Source organism: Streptomyces rectiverticillatus, assembly GCF_013394065.1.
GTDB lineage: Bacteria > Actinomycetota > Actinomycetes > Streptomycetales > Streptomycetaceae > Streptomyces > Streptomyces rectiverticillatus.
In genome coordinates this window covers 4,865,491-4,890,681 of sequence record NZ_CP040752.1, presented here as the reverse complement: position 1 = coordinate 4,890,681, position 25,191 = coordinate 4,865,491, and the positions used below count along the sequence as shown (strand labels likewise).

Annotated in this window: 15 protein-coding genes; 8 read left to right on the top strand and 7 right to left on the bottom strand. The window is 73.7% G+C overall.

Going from position 1 to position 25,191, the window contains the following annotated elements:
* Positions 1–6: 6 nt before the first annotated feature.
* The gene (locus FGW37_RS21445) at positions 7–2,211 is read right to left on the bottom strand and encodes an ATP-dependent DNA helicase UvrD2 (protein WP_179082538.1); all 2,205 of its coding nucleotides are present in this window, start codon (positions 2,209–2,211) and stop codon (positions 7–9) included.
* Positions 2,212–2,402: 191 nt separating this feature from the next.
* On the opposite strand from FGW37_RS21445, the gene FGW37_RS21440 reads away from it, so the two are divergent.
* Positions 2,403–2,660 (top strand): mycoredoxin, encoded by a 258-nt coding sequence (locus FGW37_RS21440; RefSeq protein WP_179082537.1) that lies wholly within the window; start codon positions 2,403–2,405, stop codon positions 2,658–2,660.
* Between the two features lie 94 nt (positions 2,661–2,754).
* Here the strand turns inward: FGW37_RS21440 and nudC are convergent, their stop codons facing one another.
* The 5 genes from nudC to FGW37_RS21415 all read right to left on the bottom strand — a co-directional run bounded on the left by nudC (position 2,755) and on the right by FGW37_RS21415 (position 13,304).
* On the bottom strand, positions 2,755–3,696 hold the full coding sequence (gene nudC / locus FGW37_RS21435; RefSeq protein WP_179082536.1) for an NAD(+) diphosphatase: 942 nt from the start codon (positions 3,694–3,696) through the stop codon (positions 2,755–2,757).
* A gap of 56 nt (positions 3,697–3,752) precedes the next feature.
* On the bottom strand, positions 3,753–5,180 hold the full coding sequence (locus FGW37_RS21430; RefSeq protein WP_179082535.1) for a dipeptidase: 1,428 nt from the start codon (positions 5,178–5,180) through the stop codon (positions 3,753–3,755).
* Positions 5,181–5,262: 82 nt separating this feature from the next.
* The gene (locus FGW37_RS21425; protein WP_179082534.1) at positions 5,263–9,237 is read right to left on the bottom strand and encodes a UvrD-helicase domain-containing protein; all 3,975 of its coding nucleotides are present in this window, start codon (positions 9,235–9,237) and stop codon (positions 5,263–5,265) included.
* Between the two features lie 72 nt (positions 9,238–9,309).
* Positions 9,310–12,729: an ATP-dependent helicase gene (locus tag FGW37_RS21420; protein WP_179082533.1), complete on the bottom strand. Its 3,420-nt coding sequence runs from the start codon at positions 12,727–12,729 to the stop codon at positions 9,310–9,312.
* Positions 12,730–12,935: 206 nt separating this feature from the next.
* Positions 12,936–13,304 (bottom strand): MGMT family protein, encoded by a 369-nt coding sequence (locus tag FGW37_RS21415; protein WP_246430486.1) that lies wholly within the window; start codon positions 13,302–13,304, stop codon positions 12,936–12,938.
* A 197-nt stretch (positions 13,305–13,501) separates the two neighbouring features.
* On the opposite strand from FGW37_RS21415, the gene FGW37_RS21410 reads away from it, so the two are divergent.
* From FGW37_RS21410 to FGW37_RS21380, 7 genes are all read left to right on the top strand, one after another.
* On the top strand, positions 13,502–16,159 hold the full coding sequence (locus FGW37_RS21410; protein ID WP_179084832.1) for a lysylphosphatidylglycerol synthase transmembrane domain-containing protein: 2,658 nt from the start codon (positions 13,502–13,504) through the stop codon (positions 16,157–16,159).
* 65 nt (positions 16,160–16,224) lie between these two features.
* Positions 16,225–16,617, top strand: coding sequence for a TOBE domain-containing protein (locus FGW37_RS21405; protein WP_030366201.1), 393 nt, complete (start codon positions 16,225–16,227; stop codon positions 16,615–16,617).
* A gap of 13 nt (positions 16,618–16,630) precedes the next feature.
* Complete coding sequence (modA, locus tag FGW37_RS21400) at positions 16,631–17,386, top strand: molybdate ABC transporter substrate-binding protein (RefSeq protein ID WP_179082531.1); 756 nt, start codon at positions 16,631–16,633, stop codon at positions 17,384–17,386.
* Positions 17,383–19,389 carry an ABC transporter permease gene (locus FGW37_RS21395; RefSeq protein ID WP_179082530.1) on the top strand — a complete coding sequence of 669 codons (2,007 nt, stop codon included), beginning with the start codon at positions 17,383–17,385 and terminating at the stop codon, positions 19,387–19,389. Before modA ends, FGW37_RS21395 begins: the two co-directional genes overlap by 4 nt.
* A gap of 129 nt (positions 19,390–19,518) precedes the next feature.
* The gene (locus FGW37_RS21390; protein WP_179084831.1) at positions 19,519–21,087 is read left to right on the top strand and encodes an alpha/beta hydrolase; all 1,569 of its coding nucleotides are present in this window, start codon (positions 19,519–19,521) and stop codon (positions 21,085–21,087) included.
* A gap of 137 nt (positions 21,088–21,224) precedes the next feature.
* Entirely contained in the window at positions 21,225–22,265 is a 1,041-nt protein-coding gene (locus FGW37_RS21385; protein WP_179082529.1) for a hypothetical protein, read from the top strand.
* Positions 22,266–22,317: 52 nt separating this feature from the next.
* The gene (locus FGW37_RS21380) at positions 22,318–23,901 is read left to right on the top strand and encodes an alpha/beta hydrolase (RefSeq protein WP_179082528.1); all 1,584 of its coding nucleotides are present in this window, start codon (positions 22,318–22,320) and stop codon (positions 23,899–23,901) included.
* A 73-nt stretch (positions 23,902–23,974) separates the two neighbouring features.
* Here FGW37_RS21380 and moeZ read toward each other — a convergent pair whose 3' ends face one another.
* Positions 23,975–25,153 (bottom strand): adenylyltransferase/sulfurtransferase MoeZ, encoded by a 1,179-nt coding sequence (moeZ, locus tag FGW37_RS21375; protein WP_179082527.1) that lies wholly within the window; start codon positions 25,151–25,153, stop codon positions 23,975–23,977.
* Between the last annotated feature and the right edge of the window lie 38 nt (positions 25,154–25,191).

The following is a 25,191-nucleotide window of genomic DNA, read 5'->3' as shown; positions in this document are numbered from 1 at the left end:
CGCAAACTATTTTTCGCGAGATTCTTCGGATGCGTCGTGGGACGCATCTTCCGACGTCAGATAGGTGCCTGCACACAGAGCGAGGACGTCGGCACCGAACGAGTCGAGCTTGCGTCCTCCAACCCCTGAGATGCGCGAGAGCTCCGCTTCGGTTCCCGGAACGGCCTCCGCGATGGCGAGCAGTGTCTTGTCGGTGAAGACGCAGTAGGCGGGCTGGCCGAGCCGGCCGGCCTCTCCGGCGCGCCAGTCGCGCAGCCGTTCGTAGAGCGCCTCGTCGAGCTCGCAGGGGCAGTCCTCGCAGCGCATGAGCTTGATCTCGCCCGCGTCGGTCAGGGTGCGGCCGCAGACGCGGCAGCGGGCGGAGCCCCGCTGCCGGCGGCGGGCGGGACCGCGCTCGACGCCCGCCGTGCCACCGGGAGAGCCGGAGCCGGGCCGGACGGCGGCGGAGCCCGGCCGCAGGCCGTTCAGGAAGCGGGTGGGGCGCCTGGAGGGGCGGCCGCCCGGCGTGCGGGAGAGCGCCCAGGACAGGGAGAGGTGACGGCGGGCCCGCGTGACGCCGACGTAGAGGAGGCGGCGCTCCTCCTCGATCTGCTCGTCCGTCTTGGCGTATGTGATCGGCATCATGCCCTCGGCGAGGCCGACGAGGAACACGGCGTCCCATTCGAGGCCCTTGGCGGCGTGAAGTGAGGCGAGAGTCACACCCTCGACGGTGGGGGCGTGCTGGGCGCTCGCCCGCTCGTCAAGCTCGGCCACGAGATCGGCGAGGGTGGCGGCCGGTCTGGCCCGGACGAAGTCCTCGGCGAGGCGCACGAGGGCCGCGAGGGACTCCCAGCGGTCCCGCACCGCCCCCGAGCCGGTGGGCGGCTCGGCCGTCCAGCCACGCGTGCCCAGGACGGCCCGCACCTGGGACGGGATGTCGTCGGCGCCGTCGAGCTGGGTGTCGCCCCCGCCGGCGCGGGCAGCGCCGCGCAGCAGCAGCCCGGCCTCGCGCACCTCCGGCCGCTCGAAGAACCGCTCGGCGCCGCGCAGCTGATAGGGCACCCCGGCATCGGCGAGGGCCTGCTCGTAGACCTCCGACTGGGCGTTGATGCGGTAGAGGATCGCGATCTCGCTCGCGGGCACGCCGGAGTCGATGAGGTCCCGGACGCGGCGGGCAGTGCCCTCGGCCTCCGCGGGCTCGTCCGCGTACTCGCCGTAGACGGGCTCGGGGCCGGCCTCGCGCTGGGAGACGAGCTCCAGGCGGTGCTCGGCGGCCCGGCCGCGGGCCTGAGAGAGCAGGCCGTTGGCCAGGTGGACGACCTGGGGGGTGGAGCGGTAGTCCCGGACGAGCTTGACGACGGTGGCGTGCGGGTGGCGGGTGCGGAAGTTCAGCAGGTGGTCGGGGGTGGCGCCGGTGAAGGAGTAGATGGTCTGGCTGGCGTCGCCGACGACGCACAGGCTGTCCCGGTCGCCCAGCCACAGCTCCAGGAGGCGCTGCTGGAGGGGGCTGACGTCCTGGTACTCGTCGACGACGAAGTGCTGGTACTGACGGCGGACGGTCTCGGCGATGTCGTGCCGGTCCTGCAGGACGCCGACGGTCAGCAGCAGGACGTCCTCGAAGTCGATCACGCCGCGGTCGCGCTTGAGCTCCTCGTAGGCGGCGTAGACCCGGGAGGTCTCGGCGGGGTCCCGGGGCATGTCGCGGCGCGCCTTGGCGGCGGCGGCCGGATAGTCCTCGGGGACGGTCTGGGTGACCTTGGCCCATTCGATCTCGCCGGTCACGTCCCGCAGCTCGGTGCGGTCGAGGCGGATGCGGCAGCGGGCCGCGGCCTCGGCGACGATCTGGACCTTCCGCTCGGCCAGGCGCGGCAGCTCCCCGCCCACGGCCTTGGGCCAGAAATACTGCAGCTGGCGCAGGGCGGCCGAGTGGAACGTGCGCGCCTGGACGCCGCCGGCGCCGAGCTGGCGGAGCCGGCCGCGCATCTCGCCGGCGGCGCGGTTGGTGAACGTGACGGCGAGCACACTGGAGGGCTGCAGGACTCCGGAGCGGACGCCGTAGGCGATGCGGTGGGTGATCGCGCGGGTCTTGCCCGTGCCGGCGCCGGCCAGCACGCACACCGGGCCGCCGAGGGCCGTCGCCACCTCGCGCTGCTCGGGGTCGAGCCCGTCGAGCACCGCGTCCGGGGAGTCCGGAACCGGCGGGAAGAGGGTGGAGTGCGTTGCTGCTGTCACCCCGCCATGCTGCCAGGTCCGCAGGGGCGACCGGGAATGCCGTCCACAGGGGTGCCGCGGCAGTCGTACGAATACGGGAATGGCTGTGGACAGGTGCACGTTCTACCACCGGAACAACACCCGGATCGGTACCCACGGCACGACCGGGAACGGACCGGAACACCACCACGAGAGAAGGGGCACGAGGTCGAATGTCGGGCACCGTGACGATGTACAGCACCACCTGGTGCGGCTACTGCCGCCGCCTGAAGAGCCAGCTGGACCGCGAGGGAATCGCCTACAACGAGATCAACATCGAGCTCGACGCCGAGTCGGCGGCCTTCGTGGAAAAGGCGAACGACGGCAACCAGACGGTCCCGACGGTCCTGGTGAACCCGCTCAGCGGCGCCGCACCGGTCACCATGACCAACCCGTCCCTGGCCCAGGTCAAGCAGGCCCTGGCGTCCTGACGCGGGCGCGGAGACAGAACGGCCCCGGTCCGCGGACCGGGGCCTTCGCCGTCTCCGTGAGGAACGCGGGTGTGACGCGTTCCTCAGGGCTTCCTCAGGGCTGGCTCTGCGGCAGCGGCTCGCCGTACCAGAGCTCCAGCAGCCGGGCCGCGATCGAGATGCCGGTCGGGGGCAGGACCTCCCCCGAGGCGAAGGCGGCCCGCAGCTCCTTGCGCGAGAACCAGCGCGCCTCGTGGATCTCTTCGCCGTCCACCTGGATGTCGCAGGACGTGGCCCGGGCCATGAAGCCCAGCATCAGGCTGGACGGGAACGGCCAGGGCTGGCTCGCGACGTACTCCACGTCCCCGACGACGACGCCCGCCTCCTCGGCGACCTCGCGCCGCACCGCCTGCTCCAGCGACTCCCCCGGCTCGACGAAGCCCGCGAGCGTGGAGAAGCGGCCCTCGGGCCAGTGCATCTGGCGGCCGAGCAGCGCGCGGTCCTCCCCGTCGGTGACCAGCATGATCACGGCCGGGTCGGTGCGCGGGTAGTGCTCGGCGCCGCAGGCCGGGCAGCGGCGGATGTGGCCCGCGGCCGCGACGACCGTGCGCTCGCCGCAGCGCGAGCAGAAGCGGTGCAGCCGCTGCCAGTTCTCCAGGGCCACCGCGTGCACCATCAGGCCGGCGTCGCGCGGCGAGAGCAGCAGGCCGGCCTCGCGCAGCCCGGCGGGGCGCGCGGACTGGTCCATCCGGCCCGGCAGGGCGTCCTTCTGCAGTGCGAAGTAGGCGATGCCGTCCGCGTCCTGGCCGAGGAAATAGCGGTGCGTCTCGGTGACGGGCGCCTCGAAGGCGGGCGTCATCACGAGCTCGGTGCGGCCGTCGGGGGTGTCGTCGATCAGCACCTGACCGCCGGAGACCACGAAGACTCTCGTGGAGGGGTGGCTCCAGGCCGCGGCGAGCCACGCCTCGTCCAGGCGGTGGTGGGCGGCACGGTCGATGCCGCTCTCGGCGGTGAGGGTGATCGGCCGGGCGGCCGAGAGATCGGTCCAGGTGGTCACTGCTGCTTCCAACTCCCCCTACGAATCCCTGCGAATGGTCGTCTGTGGTGCGCGGACTAGCCGGCGAGCCCTCCCCCGGGCTCCGTCCCGGACGCGCCCGCGGCCGCGAGGTCGGACCACAGGTGGGCGGAGGTCTCGACGCCCTTCATCAGGAGGTCCAGCTCGACCTTCTCGTTCGGTGCGTGCCAGCCGTCCGAGGGCACCGAGATGCCGAGGAAGAGCACCGGGACGCCGAGTACGTCCTGCAGGTCCGCGGCGGGGCCGGAGCCGCCCTCGCGGGTGAAGCGGACCTTCCGGCCGAAGGCGCGCTCCATGGCCCGCACGACCGACCGGAGGTACGGGTGGTCCAGCGGGGTCAGGCAGGGGCGGGTCGCGCCCCAGAAGGTGATCTCATGGCGGATGCCGTCCGGGAGGGTGTCGGCCACCCACCGGCGCACGGCCTGCTGGACGTGGCCGGTGTCCTGGCCCGCCACGAGCCGGAAGGACAGCTTCAGCTGGGCGGTGGAGGGGACGATGGTCTTCCCGCCGGGGCCCTGGTAGCCGCCGCCCATGCCGTTGACCTCGGCGGTGGGGCGCGCCCATATGCGCTCCAGGGTGCTGTAGCCCGCCTCGCCCAGAGGGGCGTGCGAGTGGGCGGTGCGCAGCCACTGCTTCTCGTCGAAGGGCAGCTCCGCGAAGAGCTCGCGCTCACGGTCGGTGAGCTCGACGACACCGTCGTAGAAGCCGGGGATCGCCACGCGGAGGTTCTCGTCGTGCAGGGCGGCGGCGAGCCGGGCCGCCTCCATGGCGGGGTTGGGCACCGCGCCGCCGAAGGAGCCGGAGTGGATGTCCTGGTCCGGGCCGTAGAGGTCGATCTGGCAGTCGGCGAGGCCGCGCATGCCGGTGCAGACGGTCGGGGTGTCCTCGGACCACATGCCGGTGTCGGAGACGATGACCGCGTCGCAGGCGAGGCGGTCGGCGCGGGCCCGGACGAGGTCCGCGAAGTGCTCCGAGCCGGACTCCTCCTCGCCCTCGATGAGCAGCTTGAGGTTGACCGCGGGCGCCGTGCGGCCCGTGGCGGCCAGGTGGGCGCGGACGCCGAGGGTGTGGAAGAAAACCTGGCCCTTGTCGTCGGCGGCGCCGCGGGCGTACAGCCGGCCGTCCTTGACGACGGGCTCGAAGGGCTCGGTGTGCCAGCCGTCCTCGCGGGCGGCGGGCTGGACGTCGTGGTGGCCGTAGACCAGGACCGTCGGGGCCCCCTCGTCGCCCGAGGGCCACTCGGCGAACACCGCCGGGGCGCCGTCGGTCTCCCAGACCTCGGCGGTCGGGAAGCCGGTCTCCGTGAGCTTCGCGGCCAGCCAGTCGGCGCTGCGGCGCACGTCCCCGGAACGGCCGGGGTCGGCCGACACGGAGGGGATGCGGAGCCACTCGACGAGATCGTCGAGGAACGCGGCGCGGTGGCCTTCGATAAACGCGCGGACGGCGCTGTCCGGAGTCTCGCTCATGCCGTCGAGCCTATCCGGACACACGGCGTGACCATGACCGGCCCGGCGTACCGCCGGACACACCTTCCGTCATCACGCCTGCTCACGGGCGCTCCCCCAGGAGGAGCCGCTCCAGCCCGGCGCGGTCGGGGAGACCGTCCGGGCGGACGGTCTCGCCGTCGCGCACGTAGACGAAGGCGGCCGTGACCGAGGACAGCGGGATCCCGTGCTGCTCGGCCCAGGCCACGCGGTAGATCGCGAGCTGCAGGGGGTCGGCGTCGTGGGCGCGGCTGGTCTTCCAGTCGACGATCTCGTACGTGTCGCCGCCGGGGCCGCGGTCACGGTAGACCGCGTCGATGCGGCCGCGGACGACCCGGCCCGCGAGGGTGAGCTGGACGGGCACCTCGATCCGGTGGGGCACGCGGCGGGCGTACGGGGTGCGCTCGAAGGCCTCCTTGAGCTCGGCGAGGTCCTGCTCGTCGGCGATCTCCGGGCCGAAGCCGTCCTCCGCGCCGCCGGGCAGCTCGTCGGGGCCGAGCAGGGGCAGGGGCAGGGGCAGCGGCTCGAAGCGGGATTCGATCCAGGCGTGGAAGCGGGTGCCGCGGCGGGCCGCGGGCTGCGGCGGGCGCGGCATGGGCCGGGCGAGCTCGCGCGCGAACCCGTCGGGGTCCGCGGCGAGCCGGACCAGCTGCCACGCGCTGAGCGAGGCGGGCAGGGGCACGTCGCGCTCACGCGCGCGTGCCCGGCGGAGCTCGCCCGCCAGGGCGTCGAGATCGCGGTCCCAGGAGGCGGCCAGGCGGGCCTCTTCGGGCACGAGCGCGGACGCCGGGAGCCCGTCGGGCTCCGGCGCCGGGTGGGGCAGCCCTCCCGCGGGCCCGGACCGGGCCGGGGCGTGATCGTCCCGTACGGCCCCGGGGCCGCCGGGCGCACAACGAGGACCGGGCAGCACCGGGCCACCGCCGGGGGCACCCGCGGCGCCCTCCGGACGGGCCGCCGGGAGAGCGTCCCAGGCACGGTGGTCGGCAACGGCCCCGGGACCCGACCCCGGCGCGCAGGCGTCCCCGCCCTCCTCAGAGCCCGTCGCCGCCCCCGGACGAACAGCCGGAACGGCATCCCAGGCACGGTGGTCGGCAACCTCCCCAGGACCCGACCCCGGCGCGCAAGCGTCCCCGCCCTCCTCAGAGCCCGTCGCCGCCTCCGGACGAACAGCCGGAACGGCATCCCAGGCACGGTGGTCGGCAACCTCCCCAGGACCCGCCGTCGTCTCCGAATGGGCCGCCGGAAGGGCATCCCAGGCATCAGGGGCGGCCAAGTGCCCGGAACCCGCACTCGGCGGCGCCGAAGCGTCCCCGCCATCCGCCTCCGGGCGGGCCGTCGGCAGGGTCTCCCATGTGTCGGGGGCGGCGAAGTGCTCGTCCTCGTCTTCGTACTGGGCGGGCTCCCCTGCGTACGCGGCGTCGTCCTCGTCCTCCGGCGGAGGCGGCCAGTCCGGGTCGTATGCCGGCTCGGGCTCCGCGGCGGAGGCGCGGGCACCGTCGGGGAGCACCGGCGCACCGGCGCCCGCGGCGGCCCCCGCGGCCCCGCTCTCCAGCCGTTCCAGGTGCGCCAGCACCGCGTCCGCCGCGGCACGGCGGCGCGCGAGGGAGTCCGGGTCCAGGGGCAGCGGCCAGGAGCGGTCGGTCTCGTCCTCCTGCAGCGCGGGGTTCTCGGCGTCCTCCTCCGGAGGGGCGGCCCAGGCCTCGATCTCGCCGTGGCCGGCCTCGCAGTGCGCGCGGAGGGCTTCGAGGAAGGCGGACGGCCCGCGGGGCTTCTTCTGGCTGGGGCCCCACCAGTGGCCGGAGCCGAGGAGCAGGGAGCGGGGGCGGGTGAAGGTGACGTAGCCGAGGCGGAGTTCCTCGATGCGCTGGTGTTCCTTCACGGCGGCCTTGAAGGCGGCCATGCCCTTGGCGTCCCACGCGGCGACGTCGGGCAGGGTGTCGGCGTCGCCGCGCAGGGCGTGCGGGAGGACCTTGGCCTGGGCTGTCCAGGAGTCGCGGGACTGCTCGCTGGGGAAGGTGCGCTCGACGAGGCCGGGGACGGCGACGACGTCCCACTCCAGGCCTTTGGACTTGTGCGCGGTGAGGACCTTGACGGTGTCCTCCCCTCCGGGGAGGGAGCTGTCGAGGCCCTTCTCGTACTGCGCGGCGGTGCGCAGGAAGCCGAGGAAGGCGAGCAGGGTGGTCTCGCCGTCGACGGCGGCGAAGCCCGCGGCGATGTCCATGAAGTGCGAGAGGGTCTCGCGGCGGCGGGCGGCCAGGGCGTGCGGCGAGGCGGACAGCTCGACCTCCAGGCCCGTGACGGCCAGGACGCGGTGGAGGACGTCCATGAGGGGGTCGGCCAGGGAGCGGCGCAGGTCGCGCAGTTCGGCGGCGAGGCGGGCGAAGCGGACGCGGGCCTCGGCCGAGAAGGGCAGGCCGTCGTCCGGGGCGTCGGTGGCGAGGAAGGTGTCGAGCGCGTCGGCGAGGGAGACCGTCTCGGCGGGGTCGGTGCCCTCGACGGCCTCGGCGAGGCGGCGCTCGGGGTCGCCGCCCGCGCTGCCGTAGGGCACGAGCGTGCGGGCGCGGCGGCCGAGGAGTGCGAGGTCGCGGGGGCCGATGCGCCAGCGCGGGCCGATCAGCAGCCGGACCAGGGAGGCGTTGGCGGCGGGGTCCTGGAGGACCTCGCAGACGGCGACGAGGTCGGCGATCTCGGGCAGGTGCAGCAGCCCGGACAGGCCGACGACCTCGACGGGCAGCTCGCGCCGGACGAGCGCGCCCTGGATCTGGGCGAAGTCGGCTGCGGTGCGGCACAGGACGGCGATGTCGCCGGGGCGGGTGCCGGTGCGCACGAGGTGGGCGAGGGAGTCGGCGAGCCACTCCAGCTCCTCGGCGTGGGTGGGCAGCAGGGCGCAGCGCACCACACCGTCCCGCTCGGCGCCGGGGGCGGGGCGCAGGGCCTCGACGCCCTCGTGGCGCTCGCGCAGCTCGGCGGCGAGGCCGTTGGCGAGGTCGAGGAGGCGGCCGCCGCTGCGCCGGTTCTCGCTGAGCGCGAAGCGCCGGGCGGGGCTGCCGTCGGCGAAGGGGAAGTGCTGCGGGAAGTCGTCCAGGTTGGCGACGGAGGCGCCGCGCCAGCCGTAGATGGCCTGGCAGGGGTCGCCGACGGCGGTGACGGCGTGGCCGGTGCCGCCGCCGAAGAGGCCGGAGAGCAGGATGCGCTGGGCGACGGAGGTGTCCTGGTACTCGTCGAGGAGGATGACCGCGAACTGCTCGCGCAGGATCCGGCCGACTTCGGGGCGGCTGCGGGCGAGCTCGGCGGAGAGGGCGATCTGATCGCCGAAGTCGAGCAGGTCGCGCTTGCGCTTCTCCGCGCGGTAGCCGCCGACGAGCTCCAGCAGTTCCAGGCGGGCGCGGGCGGTCTCGGGGACCTTGCGCAGGTCGGCGTTGGTGAGCCGGGCGCCCTCCAGGGCGGCGAGCAGCTCGCGGTCGTGGGCGCGGAGGCGCTCGGCCGGCACGAGGTGCTCGGCGAGCTCGCCGTCGAGGGCCAGGAGGTCGGCGACGAGGTCGCCGAAGGAGCGGGTGAGCGCCGGGAAGGGGCCCGGGGAGCCGCGCAGGACGCGGGCGGCGAGCTGGAAGCGGGTGGCGTCGGCGAGGAGGCGGGCGCCGGGCTCCAGGCCGATGCGCAGGCCGTGCTCCTTCAGGAGGCGGCCGGCGAAGGCGTGGTACGTGGAGATCTGCGGCTCGCCGGGGGCCTGGTCGGGGTCGGCGGCCACGGGCTCGGGGTCGGTGACGCCGGCCGCGACGAGGGCCTTGCGGACGCGCTCGGACAGCTCGCCGGCGGCCTTGTTGGTGAAGGTGAGGCCGAGGACCTGCTCGGGGGCGACCTGCCCGGTGCCGACGAGCCAGACCACGCGCGCGGCCATCACCGTGGTCTTGCCGGACCCGGCGCCGGCCACGATGACCTGCGGGGCGGGCGGCGCGGTGATGCAGGCCGTCTGCTCCGGGGTGAACGGGATGCCGAGGAGCTCCTTGAGCTGCTCGGGGTCGGTCAGGCGCGGGGTCACGGCACACCACGCTAACGGCCCCCACTGACACTCCGGAATCGCCGCAGGTCAGCCCCGGTTCTGCGGGTCTCCTCACTCCACGAGCTGGCGGCCCTCGGGGCGGGCGGTGCAGGAGGCCCGGAAGGAGCAGTGCGAGCAGTGCTGGCCGGGGCGGGGGGCGAACCGCTCCTCCAGGACCCGGCCCGCCGCCTCGGCGAGCAGCCCGCCGACCCACTCGCCCTCGCCCAGCGGCTCCTGGCCCTGCACCTTCGGCACGGCGTCGCCGCCGTCCCGCTTCGCCGCGCCCTGGCGCAGCTGGACGAGCTCGGCGCCGCCGGCCAGGGGCCGGGCGCCGTCGAAGACCTCGTCGACGGCCCCGTGCTCGACGGCGAGCTGGTAGACGGCGAGCTGGGGGTGGCGCTCGACCTCCTTGGCGGAGACGGTGCCCTTGCCGGTCTTGAAGTCGACGACGTAGGCGTGGCCGTGGTCGTCCGTCTCCACGCGGTCCATGGAGCCGCGGATGCGCACGAGGTAGTCCTCGGCCTTCAGGGTGACGTCGAAGGCGTGCTCGGTGGCGACGGGGGCCCGGCCGCCGCGCTCCATGACGTGCCAGCGCAGGAAGCGCTCCAGGGCCGCGCGGGCGTTCTCCTTCTCCTGCGCCGACTTCCACGGGGCGTCGAAGGCGAGCGCGTCCCAGACGGAGTCGAGGCGCTCCATGAGCACGGCGAGGTCGGCGGGGGTGCGGCCGGAGGCCACCTCGTCGGCGAGGACGTGCACGACGTTGCCGAACCCCTGGGCGGCGGTGGCGGGCGCGTCGGCCTTCACCTCGCGGCCCAGGTACCACTGCAGCGAGCAGGTGCCCAGCTGCCCGAGGGCCGAGCCGGACAGGGCGACCGGCCGGGTGCGGTCGCGCAGCGGCACCTCGCTGTGGGTCGGCTCGTGCAGGCCCCACCAGCGGTACGGGTGGGCCGCCGGTACGAGCGGCTGGCCCTCCTCGTCGCGCAGGGCCGCGAGCCGGGCGAGCCGTTCCGCGGCGGCGGCCCGCAGGGCGTCCGAGGCGGCGGGGTCGACGGTGGTGGCGCGCAGCTCCGCCACGAGTGCGGCGACGGCCAGGGGGCGGCGCGGGCGCTGGGTGACGTCGACCGGCTCGACGCCCAGCTCGGTCAGGAACCGGGAGGGCTGATCGCCGTCCTCGGCCGCCGCCTTGACCGCGGTGACGACCACGCGCTCGCGCGCACGCGTGGCCGCCACGTAGAACAGGCGGCGCTCCTCGGCCAGCAGCGCGCCGGGGCTGAGGGGCTCGGCGATGCCGTCGCGGCCGATCCGGTCGGCCTCCAGGAGCGAGCCGCGGCGCCGCAGGTCGGGCCAGAGGCCTTCCTGGACGCCCGCGACGACCACGAGCCGCCATTCGAGGCCCTTGGAGCGGTGGGCGGTCATCAGGCGCACGGCGTCGGGGCGCACGGCCCTGCGGGTGAGGGTGTCGGCCGCGATGTCCTGCGCCTCGAGTTCGTCGAGGAAGTTCAGGGCGCCGCGGCCGCCGGTGCGCTCCTCGGCGCGGGCGGCGGTCTCGAACAGGGCGCAGACGGCGTCCAGGTCGCGGTCGGCGTTGCGGCCGGCCGCGCCGCCGCGGTGCGCCGCGCGCTGCAGGCGGGCGGGCCAGGGAGTGCCGTCCCAGAGGGCCCAGAGGGCCTCTTCGGCGGTGCCTCCGGCTGCGAGGGTCTCGCGCGCCCCGCGGAGGAGGGCGCCCAGGCGCTGAGCGCCGCGGGCGTATGCGGGGTCGTGGACGGCCAGTCGCTCCGGCTCGGCGAGGGCTTCGGCGATGAGGGTGTCGGAGGGACGGGGCACGGCTTCGCCTGCGGCGCGCTCTTCGTCCCTGAGGGCGCGGCCGAGGCGGCGGAGGTCTGCGGCGTCCATGCCGCCGAGGGGGGAGGTGAGGAGGGCGAGTGCGGTCTCGGGGTCGATGCGGGGTGCCCGCGGCTGCGGCGCGGGGTCTTCTTCTCCCGCATCCGTATCCGCATCCGCAGACCCGGCCGGACTGCCGTCGCCCATGGCGGCGGGAGCGGCAGGCACTCCGGCGGACGCGGTCGAAGCGGCAGCCGCCGCGGGTTCCGCAACGTCCTCCGCCACCACCCGCAGCGCCGTCAGCAGCGGTGCCACCGCCGGTTCCTGGCGCAGGGGGATGTCGTCGCCGTCGACCTCCACCGGGACGCCCGCCGAGGTCAGGGCGCGGCGCAGGGCCGGTATGGAGCGGGAGCCCGCGCGGACGAGGACGGACATCTCGTGCCAGGGGATCCCGTCCTCCAGGTGCGCGCGGCGCAGGATGTCGGCGATGTTGTCGGTCTCCGCGCCCGCCGTCGGGTACGTGAAGGCCTCCACGCGCCCGCCCTCGCGGACGGCCGCGAGGTCCCGGTGCGCGCGGACGGCGTCCGCGGGGAGGCGGGTGAGGGGCATCCGGCGGGCGAGCAGCCGGGTGGCCGCGAGGAGGCCCGCGGCGGAGCGGCGTGAGGTGGTGAGGACTTCGACGGGGGCGGGGGCGCCGTCGAGGCGGGGGAAGGCGTGCGGGAAGCCGAGGATGCCGTTGATGTCGGCGCCCCGGAAGGCGTAGATCGACTGGTCGGGGTCGCCGAAGGCGACGAGGGTGCGGCCGCCGCCGGCGAGCGCTCGCAGCAGTCGCACCTGGGCGGCGTCGGTGTCCTGGTACTCGTCGACGAAGACGGCGTCGTAGCGGCCGGCCAGGTCGGCTGCGGCCTCGGGCCGCTCGGCGAGGAGGACGGCGCGGTGCACGAGCTCGGCGTAGTCGAGGACGCCGCGCAGGTCCAGCAGGTCGAGGTACTCGGCGAGGAAGGAGGCGGCCGCCGCCCAGTCGGGCCGCCCGGTGCGGGCGGCGAAGTCGCCGAGGGCGCCGGGGCCCAGGCCGAGCTCGCGGCTGCGGGCGAGGACGGCGCGCACCTCGTCGGCGAAGCCGCGGGTGGTCAGGCAGGCGCGCAGCTCGTCGGGCCAGCGCACGCGGGCGCGGCCGGCGCGCTCGAGCTCGGCCTGGCCGGCCAGCAGCTCGCGCACGACGGCGTCCTGCTCGGGGCCGGACAGCAGCCGCAGGGGGTCGATGAACAGGTCGGCGTCCTGGTGGGCGCGGACGAGGGCGTAGCAGTACGAGTGGAAGGTCGTGGCCCGGGGCGCCGCGGCGCCCGCGCCGAGCCGGGCGGCCATCCGGTCGCGGAGCTCGACGGCGGCCTTGCGGCTGAAGGTGAGGACGAGGATGCGCTCCGGCGGGGTGCCCCGGCGCACCCGCTCCGCGACGGCCTCGACCAGGGTCGTCGTCTTCCCCGTGCCGGGGCCCGCGAGCACGAGCAGCGGCCCTCCGGCGTGCTCAACCACGGCGCGCTGGCGTGCGTCCAGCTCAGGAAGGGCCGTGGAGCCCGGCCGGGTGCGCACGAGGCGGTAGGCACCCTGGGAGGGCTGCCGTGCCTGCTGGTGCTGCGGCCGGGTCGAGCCGGAAGGCGGGAAGGAGCTCACGTGGGTTGCCGGTCCTGGTGGGGGTGCGGGGAATCGTGCGGCCGTGCGGGGCGGGAGGCCGGGGAGTGACGGCGGTTCCCGACGCTACGCCAGGCGGCGTCCGGGGCGCAGGGCGTCGCGGGAGTCGGCGTACGGCTTCAACGGTCTCACCCGTTCGGGTGAGACCGGGTCCGCCCGGGCCCCGCGGCCGCGGGCGGTGGGTGCCGTCAGGTGTGCGGAGTCACATCCCCTGGGCTGCGGCCGTCCCAGCGGGCGAGGGCCATGGCGATCCGGGGGACGTGTCCCCCGGCCGACCGCGCGGCCTCGCGCAGGGGCGTGCCCTCCTCCCGGTAGCGGGCGAGGGCGCGCAGTTCGTGGCCGGGCAACAGGACGCCGTCCGCGCGGACGACGCGCCACCAGGGCACGGGGCCGCCGTAGAGCGCCATGACGCGCCCCACCTGACGGGGCCCGCCCTCGCCCAGCCACTCGGCGACGTCCCCGTAGGTCATCACCCGCCCGGGTGGGATCTGCTCGGCGACCGCCAGCACACGTTCCGCGTACTCGGGAAGCTCCTCGTCCTCGCTCACCCGGTCCATGGTGCCGCACCCCGCCGACAGCCCCGTCCGGTGATCAACCCGGCGATCACGCAGAGTGCGGAATCGCACTACAGGGCGTACGATCCGGAGTCCGCGCCCCCGAATTGCACCCTGATGCCCCCTCGCCCGGCGGGGCCGTGCCACCATCTTCCGGGCGGTGACAGGTGATACGAGACCAAGAAGACGAGAAGGACCGGATGCAGGGCGCGGAGCCTCCTGAGGGGGACCACGCTCCCCGAGCGCTGTCCTCGGCCGGCCCGGGAGCGTACGAGTGCGACGAGGGGGGCGTGCAGATCGACCGGGTCTCCGGTGACGAACCGCTGCTGCCCGCCCGCGTGCACCGCCCGGCCGACCTGGTCCGGCTCTTCCTCGGCATCGTGGGCATCGCGCTCGTCCTCGCCCTCGCCGCCTTCGCACACGGCACCACCACGGGTCTCGCACAGGACATCAACGAGAGCACGGGGCGCGCCCCGCAGCTGCTGGCGAGCTTCGCGGGCCTCGCGGCCAACATCGCCATCTTCATCGTCCCCGTGGCCTTCGCCGTCGAGCGGCTGATCAAGCGGGACGGGCTGCGCATCGCCGACGGCGTGCTGGCCGCCGTCCTTGCGCACGGCGTCTCCCTGGCCACCGACCTGTGGGTGGCCCGCACGGCCCCCGACTCGATCCGCGCCGCCCTCACCCAGCTCGCGCCCACCGGCGGCCTCACCGACCCGGTCCACGGCTATCTGGCGCCCGTGATCGCCTATATGACGGCCGTCGGCATGTCCCGGCGCCCGCGCTGGCGTGTGGCGATGTGGGCGGTCCTCCTCCTGGACGCCTTCGCGGTCCTGGTCAACGGCTATACGACACCGTTCTCGATCGTCACCACGGTCCTGATCGGCTGGACGGTCGCCTACGGCACGCTCTACGCCGTGGGCTCTCCCAACGTCCGCCCCACCGGCCGCCACCTGCTGACCGGCCTGCGCCGCGTCGGCTTCAAGCCGGTCACCGCGCTGCGCGCCGAGGACGGCGCCGACGACACCGAGCCGCACGAGCGGGGCCGCCGCTACATCGTCACCCTGGAGGACGGCCCGCCCCTGGACGTCACGGTCGTCGACCGCGAACAGCAGGCGCAGGGCTTCTTCTACCGCGTCTGGCAGCGCCTCGCCCTGCGCGGCATCACCCAGCGCCGCAGCCTGCAGTCCCTGCGCCAGGCCCTGGAGCAGGAGGCCCTGCTCGCCTACGCGGCCATCGCCGCCGGTGCCAACGCGCCCAAGCTGATCGCCACCTCCGAGCTGGGCCCGGACGCCGTCATGCTCGTCTACGAGCACATCGGCGGCCGCCCCTTCGGGCAGGTGCCCACCGAGGAGATCACCGACGAGCTCATGGCGGGCGCGTGGCGCCAGGTCCAGGCCCTGCAGTCGCGCCGGATCGCGCACCGCCGGCTCGACGGCGACGCCCTGCTGGTGGATCGTTCCGGCAATGTGGTGCTGACCGACCTGCGCGGCGGCGAGATCGCGGCCGGCGACGTCGTCCTGCGCATGGACGTCGCCCAGCTGCTCGTCACGCTCGGCCTGCGGGTCGGCGCGGAGCGCGCCGTGGCCACCGGCGTGGCCGTCCTCGGCCCCGACGCCGTCGCCGACAGCCTCCCCCTCCTGCAGTCCATCGCCCTCACCCGCACCAGCCGGGCGACCCTGCGCCAGCTCGCCCGCGAGCGGGCCCAGCGGGAGCGCGAGAAGGTCCTGGAGGCCGCGAGCGCCGCCAAGGAGGCCAAGACGGCAGCGGCCGAGGAGGAGGTCAGCGGCCGCAAGGCACTCAAGGCCGAGCGCCAGGCCGAGAAGCGGGCCATCGACGAGGCGCTGGAAGAGGCCCGCGAAGAGGACCTGCTGGCGCAGATCCGCCGCCAGGTGCTCCTCATCCGCCCCCAGGCCCCGATAGAGCCCGTACGCCTGGAGCGCATCAAGCCGCGCACCCTGATCAGCTTCGTCGCCGGCGCCTTCGCCGCGTACTTCCTGCTGTCGCAGCTCACCCACGTGCAGTTCGGCGACCTCGTCGACAAGGCGGAGTGGCCGTGGGTCGCAGTCGCGGTGGCCTTCCAGGCGCTGACGTACGTCGCCGCGGCACTCAGCCTGCTGGGCTTCGTGCCCGAGAAGGTGGGCTTCGCCCGCACGGTACTGGCCCAGGTGGCCGGCTCGTTCGTCAAGCTGGTCGCCCCCGCGGCGGTCGGCGGCGTGGCGCTGAACACCCGCTTCCTGCAGCGCTCGGGCGTCCGCCCCGGCCTGGCGGTGGCCAGCGTCGGGGCGTCCCAGCTGTTCGGCCTCGCCTGCCACATCATGCTGCTGCTGTCCTTCGGCTACGTCACCGGCACCGAGCGCAGCTCGTCGCTCGGCCCCTCGCGCACGGTCATCGGCGGCCTGCTGACGGCCGCGGTCCTGGTGCTCGTCGTGGCGGCGATCCCCGTCCTGCGGAAGTTCGTCTCGACGCGCGTGCGGTCGCTGTTCGCGGGCGTGGTCCCGCGCATGCTGGACGTCACGCAGCGCCCGCAGAAGCTCCTCTCGGGCATCGGCGGCATGCTGCTGCTGACGGCCGCGAACGTCATGTGCCTGGACGCCGCGATCCGCGCGTTCGGCGGCGAGCTGAGCTACGCGAGCATCGCGGTGGTCTACCTGACGGCGAACGCGCTGGGTTCGGCTGCGCCGACGCCCGGCGGTGTCGGCGCGGTGGAGCTCGCGCTGACCGCGGCCCTGACGGTGGCGGGCCTGCCGGCGGAGCAGGGCACGCCGGCGGTGCTCCTGTTCCGTCTGATGACCTTGTGGCTGCCGGTCCTGCCGGGATGGCTGAGCTTCACGCACCTGACCCGCAAGGGCGCCATCTAGCAGATAAGCACCCCACCGCCACTCCCCCTTGCAAATACAAACCGTCCAGCCATAACGTGCCGCATATGCGTTCCTACACGATCGGCCGTGCCGCCAAGCTGCTGGGCGTCAGCGCCGACACCGTCCGGCGGTGGGCCGATGCGGGCCGGATACCGACGCGCCGTGACGAGGCGGGGAAGCGGCACATCGACGGGGCCGACCTGGCCGCGTTCTCGGTGTCGCTCGCGGCGGAGGCGGCGGACGGCGAGGACGCGTACACCAGCGCCCGCAACGCCTTCCCCGGCATCATCACGGCCGTCAAGCTCGGCGACGTCGCAGCACAGGTGGAGATCCAGGCCGGTCCGCACCGGCTCGTCTCCCTGCTCACGCGCGAGGCCGTCGAGGAACTGGGGCTGGCGGTCGGGATGGAAGCGGTGGCCCGGGTGAAGGCCACCAACGTGCACATCGACCGCACCTGACCACGGAGAACCGATGCACTCTCGCCGCGCGCTGCCGCTCCTGGCCGGCACGATGCTGCTCCCCCTCCTCGCCGCCTGCGGCAGCGAGGGCAAGGCGGACGCCAAGAACCCGACCGAGCTCACCGTCCTGGCAGCCGCGTCCCTGACGGACGTCTTCAAAGAAGCCGGCGCAGCCTACGAGAAGGAACACCCGGACACCAAGGTCAAGTTCTCCTTCGCAGGCTCGCAGGAACTCGCGGCGCAGGTGCGCCAGGGGGCGCCGGCAGACGCCCTGGTGACGGCGGACACGAAAACGATGCAGGACCTGAAGGGCGAGACGAACACCCCCAAGGTGATCGCGAAGAACCGCCTGACCATCGCCACGGCGAAGAACAACCCCAAGAACATCAAGGCCCTGTCGGACCTCTCCCGCAGTGACCTCAAGGTCGTCCTGGCGGCGCCCGAGGTGCCGGTGGGCCGCTACAGCAAGAAGATCCTGGACGCTCAGCACGTCACGGTGAAGCCGGTCTCCCAGGAGCCCAGCGTGCGCGCCGTCCTGAGCAAGGTCACCCTGGGCGAGGCGGACGCCGGGATCGTCTACGTGACCGACGCGGCCAAGGACAAGGTCGCCACCGTCACGGTCCCCGACGAGCAGAACGCCGTGGCGTCGTACCCCGCGGCCACGCTGAAGGGCTCCAAGCACACGCAGCAGGCGGACGATTTCGTGCAGTGGCTCAGCACGGACGAGGCCCAGCGGCTCCTGCGCACAGCGGGCTTCCAGCAGCCGTGACCAGGGCCCGCACGCCTCTGGCGCTGGGGCTGCCCGCCGCGCTGGCGGTGGCGTTCCTGCTCCTGCCGCTGACCGGCATCCTGGCCCGCACGCCCTGGGAGACGCTCCCGTCCCGCCTCACCTCGCAAACAGTCACCGAAGCCCTTCAACTGTCCCTTCTCATCTCGGCCTGGGCCCTGCTGCTCTCTCTCCTCCTGGGCGTGCCGCTGGCATGGCTGCTGGCGCGGGTGGAGTTCCGCGGCAAGTCCCTGGTGCGCTGCCTGGTGATGCTGCCGATGGTGCTGCCGCCCACGGTCGCGGGCGTGGCCCTCCTGCAGGGCTACGGCCGCCGAGGCATCCTGGGCCCGCCACTCGAAGCAATCGGCATCACCCTCCCGTTCTCGACCCCGGGAGCAGTAGTGGCATCGTCCTTCGTGGCGATGCCGTTCCTGGTGATCAGCCTGGAGGGAGCCCTGGCGGGCCTCCACCCCCGCTACGAGGAGACGGCGACGTCCCTGGGAGCGGCGCCCCTGCGCGTCTTCCGCACGATCACCCTGCCGATGGTGGCACCCGGCCTGATCGCAGGTGCGGCCCTCAGCTGGGCAAGAGCACTGGGGGAATTCGGCGCAACGATCACGTTCGCAGGCAACCTCCCGGGCGAAACGCAAACACTCCCTCTGCAGGTCTACCTGCTCCTCCAGGACGACCCCCAAGGAGCGACAGCGGTATCGCTCCTCCTCCTACTGATCGCCACCGCAGTCCTGATCTCCCTCAGGGGCCACTGGCTGCAGACGCGGAAGAACGGGAGGGGCCGGGGTGGTCCGGGGCCGGCAAGGGGCGTTGGGGGCACCCCCAGCGGTAGCTGGGGGAGTGATTTGCGGCGGGCTTCGGGGTTCCCGGCGCCTCGGACAGGGGCCGTAAATCATGCAGCCCCGGAGGCCCCGGACCACCCCGGCCCCGCCCCCACGCCGCACCCCCTGCGCACCACGGTCACCGGCGCGACGACAGCAACCCTCACCGCACCCCCGGGCACGACCATCGCCGTAGTGGGCCCGAACGGCGCAGGAAAGACCACCCTGCTCAGAGCCCTCCTGGGCCTGACGACCCGCGCGAGCGCCACCCCCCTGCACCTGGGCGACCAGGACATGGCCGAAGAGCCGCCGCACCGGCGCCGCATCTCCTGGGTCCCGCAGGACACCTCCCTCTTCCCCCACCTCACGGCCCTCGCCAACACCGCCTACGGTCTCCGCGCCCAGGGCGTCCCCAAGGCCGAGGCCCACCGCCGGGCCCAGTACTGGCTGAACCGCCTGGACGTGGGCGGCTTCGCCCACCGCAAGCCGGCGAGCCTCAGCGGCGGCCAGGCCCAACGCGTCGCCCTGGCCCGGGCCCTGGCCGCCCGCCCCCGCCTGCTCCTCCTCGACGAGCCTCTCGCCGCCCTCGACCAGTCGGCCCGCTCCGCCGTCCGCCACACCCTCCGCACCCACCTCGCGGACTTCCCCGGCGTCTGCCTCATCGTCACCCACGACCCCGTCGAAGCGGTGTCCCTGGCCGACCACGTCCTCGTCCTGGAGGACGGCGCGACCGTCCAGTACGCGGCGCCGGCGGAGCTGACCCGCCACCCCCGCTCCCCCTGGGTGGCCCGCATGCTGGGCCGCAACGCGTGGCCGGGCAAGGCGACGGCCGAAGGAACCCTCCTCCTGGACAACGGCGCCTGCCTCACAGCAGCCGACAGCCACGAAACAACAGCCGACGGCCGCGAACCGACGGCGGGCCTGGCCGTAGTCCCCCCGGAGGCGGTCTCCCTCCACACGACCCGCCCCACCCCCGGCAGCCCCCGCAACACCTGGCAGGGCATGGTCCGCGAGATCACCGCCCACGGCGGACGCCTGCGCGTCCTCGTCACGGGCGAGCCGGACGTCGTAGCGGAGATCACCCCGGCCGCCGCGGCCGAGCTGAACCTCGCGGAAGGCACACCGGTGTGGGTGAGCGTCAAGGCCACAGAGATCACATTCGTCCCCCTGTAGAGGGTTTGCAGCCAACGCACCACACGCCCGTAACCCACACGCCCGTAACCCGTACGCCCCACCCCGCGCGCACCGCCACCTCCCCGCCCGGACGATGAGCAGGTGACCAGATCCGCACGGGCAAGGGGCATGCTCACCGCCGCACTCCTGGCGGTCACAGCGGCGGGCTGCACGGGCAACGGCGGCAGCGACAGCGGCGGCGGCGCGAGCAGCCCGAGCGGGACCACCCACGCGAACGAGACCACCCGCGCAGGGGCGGCCGCAGGGGCGGCCGCCCAGGACGCCGCCCGCCAGAAACCGGCCTGGAAGCCCTGCCCGCCTCCCACCACGGCGCAGAGCGGCTCGTCGGGCGGGGCCCCGGGCCCGGACTGGGAGTGCGCGACCCTCCACGCGCCGCTCGACTACGCCAAGCCCAGAAGCAGCAGCAACACCATCGACATCGCCCTGATCAGGGCCAAGGCCACGGACCGGGCCCGCCGCATCGGTTCGCTGATCTTCAACTTCGGCGGCCCCGGCGGCTCCGGCATCACCACGCTCCCGGCCTTCGCCGCCGACTACGAGAACCTGCGCACCCGTTACGACCTGGTCAGCTTCGACCCGCGGGGCGTGGGCCGCAGCAGCGGCGTCACCTGCCTGGACGACAGGCAACTCGACGCGTACTACGCCGCAGACGCCACCCCGGCCACGGCGCCTCAGGAGAAGGCCCTGGTGGACCGGGTGACGGCCTACGCGGCCGGCTGCGAGCGCAGGTCCGGCAAGGTCCTCCCGCACGTGGGCACGGAGAACGCCGCCCGCGACATGGACCTGATGCGCCAGGTCCTGGGCGACGCCGAGCTGCACTACTTCGGGGTGTCGTACGGCACGGAACTGGGCGGCGTCTACGCCCACTTGTTCCCGGACAAGGTGGGCCGCGCGCTCTTCGACGGCGTGGTGGACCCCGGCGCGGACCCGGTGCAGAGCGCCCTCGGCCAGACCCGGGGCTTCCAGCTTGCGCTCACCAACTACATGGAGGCCTGCACGAAGACCTCGGACAACTGCCCGACGGAAGACCAGATCAGCGCCCTCCTCCGACGCCTGGGCAAGGAGCCGATCCCGGGCGCCGGCGGCCGCGACCTGACCCGCTCCCTGGCCACGAGCGGCATCGCCCAGTCCCTCTACTCGAAGGACTTCTGGGACTACCTGACCGAGGGCATCGAGGACGCCGAGAACGGCGACGGGCGGCTGCTCCTCTCCCTCGGCGACGCCATGAACGGCCGTGGCCAGGACGGCCGTTACAGCACGCTGCAGTCGTCCCTCAACGCCATCACCTGCGCGGACTTCGCGCAGCGCTACACCGCGGCCGAGATCGAGCCGAGCGTACCCGCGTTCCGCAAGGCGTCCCCCGTCTTCGGGGACTTCATGGCCTGGAGCCTGACCCAGTGCACGGGGTGGCCGGTGAAGGGCGCGTGGCGGACGCCCGACGTCAGCGCGAAGGGCTCCGCGCCGATCCTCGTCGTCGGCAACACCGGTGACCCCGCGACCCCTTACGAGGGAGCGAAGCGGATGGCGCAGGAGCTGGGGCCGGGCGTGGCGGCCGTGCTGACGTTCCGCGGCGAGGGCCACGGCGCCTACGACAGCGGCAACGCCTGTGTCAAGGGGGCGGTCGACGCCTACCTGCTGAACGGTACGGTGCCGGAAACAGACAAGATCTGCTCATAGCACACATAGCACATATCACCGGTGGCGCGGGCCCAAGGCGTGATCGATCCGGATTCGGGGTCGAATGTCAGTGGCTCGCACTACGATCGCCCGCACAGCAGTTCCGCGGACGACGAAGGAAGTTCGGGGGGACGACAGTGCCGTACAAGACGCCGTTCAGGACGCCGCACACCACCGGCGATCAGGCCGACCGCAGGGCCCGGGCCCTCACCGGCGCCCTGGCGATCGCCGCGCTGGTGGCCGCCCTCGTCGCGCTCTGGCAGACGCAGTCCACGCCGCTCGGCGGGCGCTCGTACTGCTGGGGCGCCTGGCCCGAGGGCGAGGCCCCGTTCCGCCGCGGCGACCACGACCGCACCGCCGACGAGAGCGCACCCGCGCCCGGGCGCACGACCGGCCACTGCTCGCTCCGCTGGCGCGGCGGCCACGGCCTCGGCGCGTACGAACAGCAGGTGGATCTCCGTCTGGGCACGGGACCGCGTCAGGAGGGTGAACGCCGCTCGTGGCTGGGGGAGTTATTCGGGGACGGTGACATCCCCCTCCCTGACGGCTTGCCGGGCTTCACGGCCGCCTCCGGCACGGGCGCCCTGGTGCTCCCGGAGAGCTGCGACGTGGACGGCCGCCCGTCGGTGGTGACGCTGAAGAGCATCACGGCCCTCTCCCCCGCCACCACAGGAGAGTTGCTGGTCAGGGCGGCTAACAAGGCGACGAAGGCCACCAGTTGCACCACTCTCCCGCCGATCCGCCTGCACCACGCCCCGTCGGCTCCCCCGCCCTCGGAGACCGAACGAAACGGCTGCGGCATCCCGGGCCTGACCCAAGGCCCGGATCAGAACCGAAACCAGAGCCGAAACCAGAACAGCGACTTCCACAGCTGCGCCGTAGCGGGCGCCCAGGGCTGGGCCGCCCGCTTCCTGACCACCGGCAGGCCCCGCCTGGTCGCCCTCTTCGACGGCCTCACCGGCGACCGCCCGCCGGCCCCCGGCTGGCGGGCGCACGGCAGCATCGACGCGGCCGGAGCCCTGGTCCGGGCCGACTGCGACGGCAGGCCCACCGTCTTCACCATGCGCAGCGGCCCCGGCCGCACCCACACCCCGCTGGACGACCCGCGCGAGGCCTTCCCCCGCTACGTGGACGCCGTCGCCGCGCAAATGGGCTGTGCGCCCCTGCGCGCCGGGTGACGCCTCCACGCGGCGGCTGCTCCACCGCCTTCACCTCCGTACAGTCGGTGGAATGAGTTCCCTACGGCCTCGGGCCACCCCTCGGGCCACCACCCCTCGGGCCACCACCGCCCTCCTCGGCGCCGGCCTCGCGCTCGTGACGGCCCTCGCCGCCACCGGCTGCGGCAGCGGCGACTCCCCGGCCGCCGGGGACGCCAAGAGCGCCGCCGGAGGCGACCGCGCCGCCGACGTCCGACTGCGCTGGACGGCGTGCTCCGCGCCGACCGCCGCACAGGGCAGCGACGGCAAGGCCCCCGGCAAGGCGTGGGAGTGCGCGAAGCTCCCCGTCCCGCTGGACTACGCCAAGCCCGACGGCGAGAAGATCGAGCTCGCCCTGATCCGTACGAAGGCCCGGGACAAGGACAAGCGCCTGGGCTCGCTCGTCTTCAACTTCGGCGGGCCCGGCGGCTCCGGGGTGGCCACCCTGCCGGCCCTGGCCACCGGCTACGACAAGCTGCGCGAGCGCTACGACCTGGTCAGCTTCGACCCGCGGGGCGTGGGCGAGAGCGCGGGCGTGCGCTGCCTGAGCGACAAGGAGAACGACGCCGCGAGCCAGGTCGACGGCACGCCGGACGACGCTGCCGAGGAGCGGACCGCCCTCGCGACGAACAAGGCGTTCGTGGACGCCTGCGCGAAGAACTCCGCCAAGCTCCTGCCCCACGTCGACACGCTGAGCGCCGCCCGCGACATGGACCGGCTGCGGGCCGCCCTGGGCGACGACAAGCTCAACTACTTCGGCATCTCCTACGGCACCGAGCTCGGCGGCGTCTACGCCCACACGTTCCCCGGAAACGTGGGGCGTGCCGTGCTCGACGCGGTGGTCGACCCCACGCAGGACCCCGTGCAGGGCAACCTCGGCCAGGCCAAGGGCTTCCAGCTCGCCCTGGACAACTACCTCAAGGACTGCGCCTCCTCGGCCCAGGCGGCCCGCTGCCCCACGCAGGAGCGGATCGTCTCCCTGCTCAAGAAGCTCGACGCCCAGCCCCTGCCGACGCGCCAGGGCCGCAAGCTGACCCAGGACGAGGCCGTCAACGGCATCGCATCCGCGCTGTACTCCAAGGACACCTGGAAGTTCCTGACGCAGGGCCTGCAGGAGGCCATGAACAAGGGCAGCGGCGACACCCTGCTGCTGCTCTACGACCTCCTCACCGGCCGCGGCTCCGACGGCCGCTACAGCAACCTCGGGCCGGCCAACCGGGCGATCTCCTGCGCCGACGCCCGGCAGCGCTATACCGCCGACGACGTGAAGGGCCGCCTGGCGGACTTCCGGGCCGCGTCCCCGGTCTTCGGGGAGTCCGCCGCCTGGTCGCTCCTCGGCTGCACGGGCTGGCCCGTCGAGGGCAAGTGGAAGACGATCGACGTGAGCGCGAAGGGCTCCGCCCCGATCGTCGTCATCGGCAACACCGGCGACCCGGCGACGCCGTACGCGGGCGCGCACCGCATGGCGGAGGGCCTGGGCAAGGACGTCGCCGTGGAGGTCACGTACAAGGGCGAGGGGCACGGGGCGTACAACAGCGGGAACTCGTGCATGGTCCGCGCGGTCGATGCGTACCTGCTGGACGGCAAGGTCCCGGCGCAGGGCACCACCTGCTCGTAAAGCACTCGGAAAGCGGTGTGGGGGGCGACCTGCTGTCGCAGGCCGCCCCCCACACTCACAAGAACAAACAAGCTCAGTACACCGGCTTGTCCGGCTCGACCTGGTGGACCCAGCCGATCACGCCGCCGCCCACGTGCACCGCGTCGGAGAAGCCCGCCGCCTTCAGCACAGCGAGGACTTCCGCGGAGCGGACACCCGTCTTGCAATGCAGGACGATCCGCTTGTCCTGCGGCAGGTCCTGCAGGGCCGTACCCATCAGGAACTCGTTCTTCGGGATCAGCCGGGCGCCGGGGATCGAGACGATCTCGTACTCGTTCGGCTCGCGGACGTCGATGACGTCGATGCTCTCGCCGTCGTCGAGCCACTCCTTGAGCTGCTTGGGAGTGATCGTGGAGCCGGCCGCGGCCTCCTGGGCCTCCTCCGAGACGACGCCGCAGAACGCCTCGTAGTCGATGAGCTCCGTGACGGTCGGGTTCTCGCCGCAGACCGCGCACTCGGGGTCCTTGCGGACCTTGACCTGGCGGTAGGTCATCTCCAGTGCGTCGTAGATCATCAGACGGCCGACCAGCGGGTCGCCGATGCCCGCGAGCAGCTTGATCGCCTCGTTGACCTGGATGGAGCCGATCGAGGCGCACAGCACGCCCAGCACGCCGCCCTCGGCGCAGGAGGGCACCATGCCCGGCGGCGGGGGCTCGGGGTACAGGCAGCGGTAGCAGGGGCCGTGCTCGCTCCAGAAGACGGACGCCTGGCCGTCGAAGCGGTAGATGGAGCCCCACACGTACGGCTTGCCCAGCAGCACGCAGGCGTCGTTGACGAGGTAGCGCGTGGCGAAGTTGTCCGTGCCGTCGACGATCAGGTCGTACTGGGAGAAGATCTCCATCACGTTGTCGGCCTCGAGGCGGCCCTCGTGCAGGACGACGTTCACGTACGGGTTGATGCCCTGCACCGAATCCCGCGCGGACTCGGCCTTCGGACGGCCGATGTCCGCCTGGCTGTGGATGATCTGGCGCTGCAGGTTCGACTCGTCGACCTCGTCGAACTCCACGATGCCGAGCGTGCCGACGCCGGCGGCGGCCAGGTACATCAGCGCGGGGGAACCGAGGCCGCCGGCACCCACACAGAGCACCTTCGCGTTCTTCAGGCGCTTCTGCCCGTCCATACCGACGTCCGGGATGATCAGGTGGCGGGAGTACCGACGAACCTCGTCAACGGTGAGCTCGGCAGCCGGCTCGACCAGGGGTGGCAGCGACACGGGGTCTCCAGGAGAGGCGTCCCCGCTCGCGCGGGGAA